This is a genomic window from Lentibacillus sediminis (assembly GCF_002763455.1).
GTDB lineage: Bacteria > Bacillota > Bacilli > Bacillales > Amphibacillaceae > Lentibacillus_D > Lentibacillus_D sediminis_A.
The window spans coordinates 1-11,856 of sequence record NZ_NIXK01000019.1 but is presented as its reverse complement, the minus strand read 5'-3'; the positions used below and the strand labels follow the sequence as shown (position 1 = coordinate 11,856).

Below are 11,856 nucleotides of genomic sequence, written 5' to 3'. Positions count from 1 at the left end.
GCGGAAGTTCTCGTTCTCGGGCGGAAGTTCTCGTTCTCGGGCGGAAGTTCTCGTTCTCGGGCGGAAGTTCTCGTTCTCGGGCGGAAGTTCTCGTTCTCGGGCGGAAGTTCTCGTTCTCGCTTGCTCGAACCTCGGCCTTCCACCTCCCCAACAAAAAAACTTGGCACCCCCAGCCAAGTTTTCCTGCAGTTACTTCAATTTTTCGCCGAATAAAGACCCCATCAGGCCAACTGCCATCGTTGCTGTTTTGTTTTTCTCATCCAGAATAGGATTGACTTCCACGAATTCTGCAGAGGTGAGCATATTTGATTCTTCCAGCATTTCCATGGCCAAATGGCTCTCCCGGTAGGACAATCCGCCAAGTACGGGAGTGCCGACGCCAGGTGCCTCAGTTGGATCGAGACCGTCCAGATCCAGGCTCAGATGCACCCCGTCTGTACGCTCTTTCAGGTAGTTGATGGTTTTCTCCATAACGGCAGGCATACCAATCCGATCGATTTCGTGCATCGTGTAAACCTGAATGCCTCTTTCCCGGATTAATTCACGCTCTCCCGGATCCAGCGACCGCGCGCCGACGATTACAATGTTCTCCGGTTTGATTTTCGGTGCATAACCATAGAGGTTGGTCAGCTTATCGTTACCAACGCCTATACTTACGGCCAGTGGCATGCCGTGAATATTGCCGGATGGGGAGGTTTCACTAGAATTCAGGTCCCCATGTGCGTCATACCAGATGACACCCAGATTCTCGTAATGTTTGGAAATCCCGGAGAGACTTCCGATCGAGATGCTGTGGTCACCGCCCAGGATTAATGGGAAACGATCTTTTTCAATTTCCTGATCCACAATGCGCGCCAATTCCTCGCTCGCTTCCATGACCTGTTTAAAGTTTTTCAAATTGCTTTCGTTCTGCTCATCGCGTGCGTCCGGGCGGGAAATCGCAATATCGCCCAAATCATGTATATCATCTTTTAATGCCTGAAGCGTTTCAATGGCACCAGCATACCGCATGGCGCTTGGCCCCATATCGACCCCGCGGCGGCTTTGCCCTAAATCCATCGGCACGCCGATTACGGACATCTTGTTTTTCATTGGTTTAGCCTCCTCCTGCTGTTATTGTAGCCAAAACAGGAGAGATGACTCAACTCGACATTTATTTGTATATATATGCAAGAGGGAGTAATGCTGCAGGGTACGATGAAAAAGTCAAGGGCATTACTTTTTTTCCTACTATCCGTCACCCTCTATTATTTCCACTTTTTCAGCATATCCAAGAGGAGGAGCCATTTCCAACACTTCGAAAACCCAAATTCTTACCCTGTCTCCCTCTTCTAGCTCAGACATGTCAAAGTCTGTTCTCGATATGGATACATACATTGCATCAGGGTACCTCCGAAGATCCTTACTCTCCTCAACTTCCTTCCTTAATTCCTCATCCCAAGTAGGAGCAAAATCGAATCCGTCCTCCTGTTTAAAAAGAACGTATCCTTCCCTACTATTTTCTACAGTGAAATCCACTTCCTCAATATCAATCGGAGAACCATTAAAATCACTATTCTCTTCCTCATTAGCTGTGCTGCAGCCAATCAGCAGGATCGAGAACACCAGAAGCAAAAAGCAATTCTTTAGCATTGTTTTAAACCCCTCAATGTTTATTCATAGTGATATATATTCTATAACCACCCACCTAATCCTCCTAAAAAAGTCAAAAAAATAAAACAGGCATTCAACCTGTTTTACTCTACTACCTCCGCACCATATGAAAAGGGCTTCAGCTTCAGCGAACGGATACTAGTCGCCCCCCATGCTTCCATCAACCGCTCCGCTTGCTCCCTGGACGGCATAAAAGCAATCCCGCAGTCACCGCCGCCTGCTCCGGATGGTTTACCGGCGCCGCCATGGGTTTCCGCCAAGTCGCAAAGCGTCTCCAAAAGGGGCGTTTCGATAGCTGTATCTGCCGCTCGCCCTACGTCACGAAGCGCGTGCCGATTTTTCCTGATCCCTTCAAGCAAAAGTTCTGTATCTGCATTCTGCATGCCTGTCAAAAAATTGCCCACTGCTTGCTCACTGCTGGCAAGAAATTCATGAAACGCCCCGGTGTTCGAAGTCTTCAACTTCAGGATCTCATCCACCAGCCTCTTCGTGGAGGCTGGCTTTCCCGTCCAGCCAACACAAACATAAATATCATCCGGAAGCCGCACAGGTTCCAAGGAAAAATAGGGCCAATCTTTTTCTAGCAGCCCATGAAGTGTCGCTGCCCCTGCATACGCCTCCTGCAGCCACTCCGCCTGGAACGAAGCATACCGGAGAAAACCGCCATAGGATGAAGCGGCAACATCCGCGCCTGACCCATTGCCTTGTATTGTCACATGAGAAATAGACGCAAGCCGAAAAACGAGCTCTTCCCGTGGAGAATCCGGCAAATGCTTTTGCAGGATGGCCTTGACTACAGAGACGGTCACGGCAGCGCTTGACCCCAATCCGTATTTTGCCCCCGAGGCATCATCCAGTTCACTGCGGATGGAAAGATGAAAAGGTGTTGGCGTAATACCTTTCTCGTTTAAATATGTACAGGCTATCGACATCGCGGATTGGACAAATAGCACACGATCATCCTCGCCGTCAACCTCGATACCATCCACACCAAAGCTCCAGTTGAGATCATGCAGACCGAAATCTTCCAGACTGAGGCGGTTGGTGTCACTCTCTTCTAACCTCGCGTAAACAAACCGGTCCACGGCCATCACCACCAAATCATGATACGGCTCAAGAACGGCGAATTCACCGGCGACCATTAATTTTCCAGGGGTTTTAATCGTCAATGAAGTGTTGCGCACACCATTTCCTCCTAAAGATACTGTACTCCTTTGCCGGATTTGCTCAAGCGCACGTCGGTCACACCGGGGATGCTGCGGAGTGTCTCTTCCACTTGCTTTTCCTGTTCCGGCAGATAAAGCACCTTCACATTCGGTCCGGCATCAATTGTAAAATAAGCCGGGATGCCTGCTGCCCTCATCTCCCGGACTTTTTGCATCACTGCCATCGTTGTGTCATGCCAGTACGTAAATGGGGGATGTGCTCCAAGGGTCGTGGCATGCATCTTCAAACAGTTCGCCTCAGCGACCTGACCCACCTTTTCAAAATCCTTCGCCGCAATGCCGGATTTAATCTCCTCCATGTCGCGGGGGATACTGTCCAGCCAGCCGGAATAAAAAGGAGAGGTCTCTACCGTCCGCTTCATACCCGCGCGGCTGGAAACGTCTTTCTGCGTGGAGGAAAGAACCACAGCTGCCACGCGGATATCCCAGTGATCTATAGGGGCAATGGGAACGGCGTGTGAATCGGAGCCGTCCGGTTTCTCACCCATTTGCCATTCCGCAAACCCGCCGTAAATCGAACGGGAGGCAGATCCGGAGCCTTGCCGGGTTAAGCGGGAGAGCTCCTGGTCATTCAGTGACAGGCCGATCGCCCGTGAGCCAGCTGCGGCCAGTGCAGCAAAACCGGAAGCCGAAGAAGCAAACCCCGCCGCAGTCGGCACTTCATTCACCGATCGCACATCTGCATAAAGCTCACGTTTCCCTGCCAACAAACGAATCCGATGCAAAAAGCCGGATACCCGCTGATACGCATCTCCTGTAATCTCCGTATCATCCAGGGTAAACCGGTCCTCTCTCAATTCTTCACGGAAATCCACCGTTGTTGTGGTGTGAAAACCGTCCAGGGTCAGCGACAAGCTGCTGTTGGTCGGTAAAATCAGTTCTTCGTCGCGTTTCCCCCAGTATTTGATTAACGCAATATTTGTATGTGCTTTAGCTGTGGCTTTCATCATCTGTTTCCCCTATTCGCCGCTTCCATGTTTATCTTTTTTTAAAACAAATGGCCAAACCGCGTGCGCCCCGACTTTGCGCAGCTTTTCGGCAAGCTGCCTGGAATGCACTTCATTTTGCGCCAGGGCAATGATGCAGCCGCCATTGCCGCCACCGGTTAGTTTTGCGCCGAGTGCGCCTTCCTGCCGGGCAAAATAAATCAGACGGTTTAAACCGGCATCACTCACACCAAGTGCCTCCAGTTCCTTCTGCGCTTCATTCAGCATTTGGCCAAGGAAATGCTTGCCGGCTTTTTCCAATGCGTGCTTCGCCTGGTGGGTGAGCTCGCCGATCCGGTCAAGTTTGCGCTGAATGCGTCTGGGAGCAGAAAGGAGCAGCGTCGCGACCGATTCCACGGAGGTCCGGGTATCACCGATCCTCCCGGAATCCGCCACAACAAAATGGAAGTCCTCACTCAGTTGAATAAAATCAGCCGGATGGTCCTTTTCATACCAAACCGAGGATTCGGAGGTGATTGTCAGCGTATCAATGCCGCTTGGTGAACCATGAGCATAGGTTTCCGCCACATTCGCCAGTTCCAGCAGCTCCTCCGTGGTACAGGTGCGATTCGTGTAAGCAAAGAGGGAGCGGACAATCGAAATCGCCACAGAAGCACTGGAACCCAGTCCTTTGCCATGCGGGATTGATGATTTAATCTGGATCAGCAAATCATTCATTGGCAGATCCAGGTACGTCAGCGTCTCTTTAATACAATTGGCAATTCCGCTCAAATTCTCCGGGACAGAATCCAGCGGGCCATGGTAAAAGCTTGAGTCCAGTTTTACCTTGCCCGGCACGTATTCCACCACCGATTCCACGCCAACCAATGGAAAAGGGATCGCAATAGCAGGCTGTCCGTGTACAACCGCATGCTCCCCAATCAAAATCAGCTTGCTATGAGCTATTCCAATAGCTGTTTGTTCTGTTGTTGTTGCTTTTTGTATACTCATTTTTTATGCTGTTCCACCAATTCTTTAGCTTTTCCCACACGGATTTCTTTTTCTTCTATTAACTGTTCTGCAATCACATCAATCATCTCCCCAGAAGCCCCTGCTGCGATGGCAACAGAGCGAGAATGTAGTGCCATATGCCCTTTTTGAATGCCATCGGTCACCAGTGCTTTCAGGGCACCGAGATTTTGGGCCAGACCAACGGACACAATAACCTGCGCCAGCTCTCTGGCGGATTCAATATGCATCATGCCAAGCGAAAGTTTCGCCATCGGATGAATGCGGGTAGCACCCCCGACAATACCGACGGACATCGGGAGTTCCAGTTCACCGACAAGGTTTCCTTCTTCGTCAGCATACCATTTTGTCATGGACCCGTAATGACCGTCCCGTGCGGCATAGGCATGTGCCCCCGCTTCCACCGCTCGCCAGTCATTTCCTGTGGCGATGACAACCGGGTCAATTCCGTTCATAATACCTTTATTATGCGTGACAGCCCGATATGGATCCATTGCTGCAAATTCATAGGCATGAACCACCCCGTCACGGACCTCTTCGCCGGAGTAGGAACCGGTCTCGAGCAGCTCTGGAGGGATCACACAGCGTGCACTCGCCAAGGATTTATCGGCATAATTCGACAAAATCCGCAAATACACCTTGCCCTTGGTCAAGTCCTCCACAACCGGAGCAATGGATTCCACCATGGTGTTAATGATATTCGCACCCATCGCGTCACATGTGTTGATATATAAATGGAGTACAAGCATCTGCCCATACTTGGATTCGGATGATTCATTAAGGATGCGCACCTCGAGATCCTCTGCGCCCCCACCTCTTGCCACAATACTTGGGTAAGCATCGTTGGCTCCTTGAATCAGCTGATCTCTTGCCTCAAGCAGCGTCGACTTAGCTTTCTGTAGGTCAGGGGCACCCACCACCTGAATCTGGCCGATCATCACCCTGTCTGTCGATTCGGCAGTAAACCCGCCAGCATTCCGGACGATCTTGGCAATATGGCTGGCAGAAGCAACAACAGATGCCTCTTCAATTGCCATTGGTATGATATAGTCTTTCCCGTTTATCTGGAAATTCAATCCTAAACCTAAAGGCAACGGATGAGTGCCGATCACATTTTCAATCATATTATCGGCTGTTGCTCCTGTGAGCGGTGCTTCTGCATACAATGCCGCTGCTTCCTCCTCTGTGAAGGAATGCAGGTCTTTCAGCACTTCCCTGCGCTCACTGACCGATTTTTTATAAAAGCCCGGGATCCGAGAGGTCTTCATGCCATATCACCCTTTTAACTATCATCATTAATTATCGTATAGAAAAAACTGCTTTTCCTATTATAACATGTATCCGGCTAATTTTTTGGTTAAAACATGCCGGGCTGTATTATTTTTTAAAACCTGAACGTTGTTAACCTTTTGGTGACGGAAAAAGTGTATACTTCGCTTTTTGTTAAGACTCTTTTCGTAAGTTCTGTTGCTTATTTATTTTGTAGTTGATCGAAAATGTGACATGAGTGCTCGTTGATTGTTTTTAAAAGACACCTCACCCAGTAGAGGAAAAACCCCGAGACTCCTGCGGAATGATAAGCATAGGTGAGACCCCTCAAGCGGAGACAGCGCGAGGAGGCTCACCAGCGCTCAGCAGGTGGAAGGGGTATTTCCGTAGCGGCAGGGAGCACGTCACAGTTCAGATACCGTGATAAACAACAAACGCTTTTCGATGGGACGAGTAATCGCAGTCTCAATCTTTTTAGAAAAAGCCTTTGCTAAAATAATTTAGCTGTACAAAAAAATCTCTTTCTATTATCCAAAAAATCCGCATAAAATGCAAATAAACAAGGCTGTTAAAAATGTCCAGCCTTGTTTATCCGAAAAAACTATGTATGAAAAGTGAAATATAAATGGCTGGGCCACCAGGATTCGAACCTGGGGTACACGGGATCAAAACCCGATGCCTTACCGCTTGGCTATAGCCCAAAATGAATAGATGGTGGAGGGGGAGAGATTCGAACTCCCGAACCCTGAGGGAGCGGATTTACAGTCCGCCGCGTTTAGCCACTTCGCTCCCCCTCCATAAGTATGCACCGTCTATCATTGATTTATACAAGAAAAAATGGTGCCGGCCAGAGGACTTGAACCCCCAACCTACTGATTACAAATCAGTTGCTCTACCAATTGAGCTAGGCCGGCTTATGATATTTGTAAGGTGATGGCTTGCAAACCTAAAAAACAAATGGTGGAGGATGCAGGGCTCGAACCTGCGACCCCCTGCTTGTAAGGCAGGTGCTCTCCCAGCTGAGCTAATCCTCCTGGGAAACAAAATTTCCGTGAAAATAAAAAAAGTGGTGACCCGTACGGGATTCGAACCCGTGTTACCGCCGTGAAAGGGCGGTGTCTTAACCACTTGACCAACGGGCCAAAGTGCGCGCGTGTGCCGCAGCTTGTACATGTTTTTTAAACTGACGAATTTTATTATAACCAGATATCCCCCCTTTGTAAAGAGGAAAAACGCATCTTTTTATATTTTTTTCCCGCTTGCTTCAGATCCAGGGCAGCATTCAGGAAAACTGTTTCTTTCAGGCAGAGGAATAAGGTATAATGAACGAGTAATCTAAAGATTGGAGGGTAAAACCATGTCAGGTTTATTAGAAGGAAAAAATATCGTGGTCATGGGGGTCGCGAATGAACGCAGCATCGCCTGGGGCATCACGAAATCATTACATAATGCCGGTGCGAATTTGATTTTCACCAACAGGCAGGAGCGGTCCCGCCAAAAGCTAGTTAAGTTGCTGGAAAGCAATGATATAGAAGCGAAATTCATCGTCAATTGCGATGTGGCAAGCGATGAAAGCATCCAGCAGGCATTCGCGGAAATTAAGGAAAAAGCAGGTGTCATTCATGGGCTCGTTCATTCCGTTGCATTTGCCAACAGGGACGAACTCAAAGGTGAATATGCCGACACTTCAAGAGAAGGCTTCCTGCTTGCCCAGGAAATCAGTGCCTATTCTCTTGTCGCAGTAACCAAAGCGGCGAAAGATTTGATGACAGAAGGCGGGGGCATTGTCACCCAGACCTACCTGGGCGCAGAACGTGTTATCAAAAATTATAACGTGATGGGCGTAGCCAAAGCATCCCTCGAAGCCAGTGTCCGCTACCTGGCTGAAGATGTCGGCAAATATGGTATCCGTGTCAATGCCGTATCCGCTGGGCCGATTCGCACCTTGTCCGCTAAAGGCGTATCTGGATTTAATGAAAAGGCGGGCGTCATTGAGGATGTAGCACCGCTGAGACGCAACGTTGATCAGGATCAGGTTGGCGATGCCACACTGTTTTTGGTCAGCGAACTTTCCAGAGGGATAACCGGCGAGGTGCTGCATGTCGATTCCGGTTTCCATATTATCGGCGGTTAGCTCGCCGAACAGGCACGGTGTGTTCTCATTCCCGCACGTGCCTGTTTTTTCCATTTGAACAGGGGGAGTTTTTATGGGAGAGTGGTTTACCGATTTGACTGGACCGGCGTTTGACCCGTTTGGCACCAGCCATTTGATCGTCCTTGCCGTTTATGCTTCCGGAATTATTCTGCTTCTTCTTACACATAAAAAAATCACAGGCAGCCGGCCAATTTATCAAATCATGCGCTGGGGGTTATTTGGCCTTCTCGTCATCTCGGAAGTTTCTTATCAAGTGTGGACAGGGGTTAACGGGATTTGGAGCTGGGCTGAGCATGTGCCGCTGCATTTATGCGGCATTGCCAGCATAACCGGTGCAATTGCACTTGTTACCGGGCATAAAAAGCTGATCATTATTACATTTTTCATTGGTTTTCTACCTGCTTTTTTAGCACTGGTCACACCGGAGTTGCCGACTGATTATCCACATTTCCGTTTTTGGAAATTTTTTGTTCATCATATGGCGATTTCCTGGGTCGGGGTGTTTCTGTTAATGACCAGCAATGTCCGGGTTACGTTCAAATCGTTCCTGGAAACATACTCTTATTTACTGATTTACGCTGCTCTTATTGGTTTTATCATCAATCCGTGGCTCGGATCGAATTATCTCTATCTTTCCGCCACCCCGACAGCCAGTACGCCGCTTGATTTGTTCGGAGAAGGCGCTTGGTATTATATCAATTTTTGTGTGGCAGCATTCGTCGTCTTTTTCATTCTTTACGGCATTGTAAGGCTCACCCGCAACTCAGCACAATAAAAGCGGCCAATGGGCCGCTTTTATTGTATATAAACGAAAATCGTCATGCTTGGCAAAACATCCTCATCACTTCCATTGGTAAGCAACCCAAGAATAAGCCCAATCCCCAGCAAAATCAGTGTAAAGTAGATCGTCCCCAGAAGTACATTTTTCCGTTTGTCATCAGGTGTCTGCTTTTTGTCACGCCTGGAAATCCGCCTCACTGACATGTCCCCACCCCTTTAATACAAAGAATCTTCCTGTATCCATTGTATTTTTGCTAAAGGGGAATTATTACGAGGCCTTTAGTGGACAGGCATTTAACTAAACTTTCTTATGGTATTACGCAGTTTATCTGCAACAGTCTGGACGCCCTGGTTAATTTCTGAATCGGTAAAGGATACACGGGTAAAACTTTCATCCATTTCCAACGCTTCCGCAAACAAGCCACCGAGTCCTTTAGCACGGCGGTCTACCTGCAGGACAAGTTCGATGCTGCCTTCACGCATAAAAAACATGACTTCCAATTCATCCAGGTCTCTCTTAAATTCATGTCCCGGGGAAAACTCAAATTCCTGTACGTAGCGATAGCGTTTGGAATATTCCATTTCTGCGCTCTTCAGACGAAAACCAAGTTCATTTGTTAAAGCTTCCAGAACGGCTCCCATATTCTGATGCGGCTTCACCCGGATAAAATCTCTATCTTTCGGGTCCACTGCATTAGGCACATCCATGCCGGTCTGTATCCAAACCTTGGTTCTTCCAACTGTTGGCGGAGTTTGTAATGGCAGTTTGAATCGGAAGTCCAGTTCCTTCTTCTCCCCTTCACCAATCGTGAATGAATTCCCTACCGTAACAGCTTCCAGTTTCAGTTTTTCATATACTTTTTTATCATTTCTTTCCCGAGCCGCTTCAGTCATCAGAAATAAATGAATCTGATCTACCTGCTGCTCAGCATTTCCACCCTCCAGCACAATCTTACCGCTCACTTCCTCACCTGGTACAAGCTGGTCATTATCCAGTTGTGTATCTACTTTTGCATTACCAATTCCAGCACTTGCAAGCCATTTTTTCAACATGTTTCATACCCCCTTCATCATTATATTTAATTCGACACTTGCATCCAAAATCCTGCTATGACAGGCTAATTTACTAATTTTTTCTTAACCTCGATACCAAATTTATCCCGGCACCATTCGCAAAACAACTGATAGTCCAGATTCATTTGATTTTTGTAAAACATTGACCAAGCCATGATTTCGGAAGCAAAACGATCAAAATCATCGCCAATCGCTTTTATAATTTCTTCTTCACTCTCATAGGCAAAGGCTATTCCACCAGCATCGCCATCCGTGCACGCATGGATTTTCGCTGTTATTTTTCCCATGACGTCAACCGTGTCGCCCATTCCCTTTTGTTTCGATCAATTCCTCCTGATCAACACTTTCGCCAAAAGGTGAGTTTTCCCTAACGTAAAATTGGTGATCGCGCCCGCCTACCGGGCTACTTCCATTCCTCCAACACTGGACCGTTCTCGCCGTACACCGGATCACTTTCCGGCCGTTTAAGCGAGCGAATTTCCAGCAAAGAAGCATCATGTTCAGCAGGATCTCCTTTTTTCAAATTAGGACTCTGGCCCTCCGGATAGGCCCCGCACACTTGAAAATCATTGCTCGCTTCCAGCTTTTTATGACCGGTCCCTGCTGGAAGAAGAACGACATCCCCGGCCTTCACCTGGAAAGTCTGCCCCTGTTCACCGCCGAGCATAACGCGCGCCTCTCCACTCACGACTCCAAGCACTTCATGGCTATTGCTATGATAATGATGAAAATCAAACACGCCGCCGATCCAGCTGCCAGTCCAGCCATGACGATTAAACGCATCCTCTATTTCATTCAGCTCCGTAAATGCTTCCGGGTATATCAGCACAGGAAATGTAGGGTGATTCGGTATACTGCCATCACTTTCAAACCAGACTTTTTTTACGTTGGCCATTGCTACATTCTCCTTTTTAGTTCTATTAAACTAATTATCCCATACCCGTTTTACGCTTAACTAACCCACGGAAAGTCATGATATAGAAATCCCAGGGAAATTTGGTCTTACTCAAACTGGAAGGGTTTTCTATTGACTTAATTGCGATATTATTTGCTCTTGTGCTGCAGACAAACTGAAGTTTATCGAAAACAAAAACGCCTAAACTCCTAAGAGATTAGACGTTTTCCTATGAGAGAGCTTCCAAGCGGACTCGAACCGCTGACCCCCACCTTACCATGGTGGTGCTCTACCTGCTGAGCTATGGAAGCATAAAAATGGCTCCACAGGCAGGATTCGAACCTGCGACCGATCGGTTAACAGCCGATAGCTCTACCACTGAGCTACTGTGGAATAAGGTAATTTCTTATATCACATGAAAAGTGCACTGATTCAATCTGTGACTGATTTGACGGCACTTCCCAATCATTGGTATTTATAGTATGTAATTGTTTCTCATTTCTATACACTAAACAGAAAGCTTATCAATTTTATATATAAAGCCAGCAAAGTATTTGCTGGCTTTATATCAAGCTTGCCTGGCGGCGTCCTACTCTTGCAGGGGCAAGGCCCCAACTACCATCGGCGCTGGAGAGCTTAACTGCTGTGTTCGGCATGGGAACAGGTGTGGCCTCTCCGCCATTGCTGCCAGACAATGGCTGGTGCATTTTATTATAAGCATTTATGCGCAAAAACGCAAGGGGATTTACACCCTGAAAACTAAATAAGCGCACACGGGACATCGAAATAATGTTAGTTAAGTCCTCGATCGATTAGTATTCGTCAGCTCCACGTGTCGCCACGCTTCCA

Annotated in this window: 12 protein-coding genes, 7 tRNA genes and 1 rRNA gene; 2 read left to right on the top strand and 18 right to left on the bottom strand. The window is 47.9% G+C overall.

The features are described 5' to 3' along the window. Positions 1–189: 189 nt before the first annotated feature. From rocF to CEG13_RS18300, 11 genes are all read right to left on the bottom strand, one after another. Positions 190–1,092 (bottom strand): arginase, encoded by a 903-nt coding sequence (gene rocF, locus CEG13_RS18350; protein WP_100013342.1) that lies wholly within the window; start codon positions 1,090–1,092, stop codon positions 190–192. A 138-nt stretch (positions 1,093–1,230) separates the two neighbouring features. Further along, positions 1,231–1,632: a DUF3221 domain-containing protein gene (locus CEG13_RS18345; protein ID WP_100013341.1), complete on the bottom strand. Its 402-nt coding sequence runs from the start codon at positions 1,630–1,632 to the stop codon at positions 1,231–1,233. A gap of 104 nt (positions 1,633–1,736) precedes the next feature. After that, positions 1,737–2,837, bottom strand: a complete 1,101-nt coding sequence (locus CEG13_RS18340; RefSeq protein ID WP_100013340.1) for a phosphomevalonate kinase — start codon at positions 2,835–2,837, stop codon at positions 1,737–1,739. A gap of 11 nt (positions 2,838–2,848) precedes the next feature. Beyond that, positions 2,849–3,826 carry a diphosphomevalonate decarboxylase gene (gene mvaD / locus CEG13_RS18335; RefSeq protein ID WP_100013339.1) on the bottom strand — a complete coding sequence of 326 codons (978 nt, stop codon included), beginning with the start codon at positions 3,824–3,826 and terminating at the stop codon, positions 2,849–2,851. 12 nt (positions 3,827–3,838) lie between these two features. Then, a complete protein-coding gene (gene mvk, locus CEG13_RS18330) occupies positions 3,839–4,816 on the bottom strand; it encodes a mevalonate kinase (protein ID WP_100013338.1) in 978 nt (325 codons plus the stop codon). Then, positions 4,813–6,102 carry a hydroxymethylglutaryl-CoA reductase, degradative gene (locus tag CEG13_RS18325; RefSeq protein ID WP_100013337.1) on the bottom strand — a complete coding sequence of 430 codons (1,290 nt, stop codon included), beginning with the start codon at positions 6,100–6,102 and terminating at the stop codon, positions 4,813–4,815. Before CEG13_RS18325 ends, mvk begins: the two co-directional genes overlap by 4 nt. 627 nt (positions 6,103–6,729) lie before the next feature. Then, positions 6,730–6,804, bottom strand: a tRNA-Gln gene (locus CEG13_RS18320). An 11-nt stretch (positions 6,805–6,815) separates the two neighbouring features. Beyond that, a tRNA-Tyr gene (locus CEG13_RS18315) sits at positions 6,816–6,900 on the bottom strand. Between the two features lie 41 nt (positions 6,901–6,941). Continuing rightward, positions 6,942–7,017: transfer RNA gene (locus CEG13_RS18310), tRNA-Thr, on the bottom strand. A gap of 44 nt (positions 7,018–7,061) precedes the next feature. Then, a tRNA-Val gene (locus CEG13_RS18305) sits at positions 7,062–7,137 on the bottom strand. 33 nt (positions 7,138–7,170) lie between these two features. Beyond that, positions 7,171–7,245: transfer RNA gene (locus CEG13_RS18300), tRNA-Glu, on the bottom strand. 215 nt (positions 7,246–7,460) lie between these two features. Between CEG13_RS18300 and fabI the strand changes: the two genes are divergently transcribed. Together fabI and CEG13_RS18290 are read left to right on the top strand one after the other, a co-directional pair. Next, complete coding sequence (fabI, locus tag CEG13_RS18295) at positions 7,461–8,237, top strand: enoyl-ACP reductase FabI (RefSeq protein WP_100013336.1); 777 nt, start codon at positions 7,461–7,463, stop codon at positions 8,235–8,237. Between the two features lie 73 nt (positions 8,238–8,310). Beyond that, positions 8,311–9,033 carry a YwaF family protein gene (locus CEG13_RS18290; RefSeq protein WP_100013335.1) on the top strand — a complete coding sequence of 241 codons (723 nt, stop codon included), beginning with the start codon at positions 8,311–8,313 and terminating at the stop codon, positions 9,031–9,033. A gap of 20 nt (positions 9,034–9,053) precedes the next feature. Here the strand turns inward: CEG13_RS18290 and CEG13_RS18285 are convergent, their stop codons facing one another. The 7 genes from CEG13_RS18285 to rrf all read right to left on the bottom strand — a co-directional run bounded on the left by CEG13_RS18285 (position 9,054) and on the right by rrf (position 11,699). After that, entirely contained in the window at positions 9,054–9,242 is a 189-nt protein-coding gene (locus CEG13_RS18285; RefSeq protein WP_100013334.1) for a hypothetical protein, read from the bottom strand. 90 nt (positions 9,243–9,332) lie between these two features. Then, positions 9,333–10,091, bottom strand: a complete 759-nt coding sequence (locus CEG13_RS18280; protein WP_100013333.1) for a sporulation protein — start codon at positions 10,089–10,091, stop codon at positions 9,333–9,335. A gap of 65 nt (positions 10,092–10,156) precedes the next feature. Next, complete coding sequence (locus tag CEG13_RS18275) at positions 10,157–10,399, bottom strand: DUF2252 family protein (protein ID WP_158234726.1); 243 nt, start codon at positions 10,397–10,399, stop codon at positions 10,157–10,159. Positions 10,400–10,515: 116 nt separating this feature from the next. Then, complete coding sequence (locus CEG13_RS18270; RefSeq protein ID WP_100013331.1) at positions 10,516–11,007, bottom strand: cupin domain-containing protein; 492 nt, start codon at positions 11,005–11,007, stop codon at positions 10,516–10,518. 238 nt (positions 11,008–11,245) lie between these two features. Further along, positions 11,246–11,318, bottom strand: a tRNA-Thr gene (locus tag CEG13_RS18265). 7 nt (positions 11,319–11,325) lie between these two features. Further along, a tRNA-Asn gene (locus CEG13_RS18260) sits at positions 11,326–11,400 on the bottom strand. Between the two features lie 183 nt (positions 11,401–11,583). After that, positions 11,584–11,699 (bottom strand): 5S ribosomal RNA (rrf, locus tag CEG13_RS18255). Positions 11,700–11,856 lie beyond the last annotated feature (157 nt).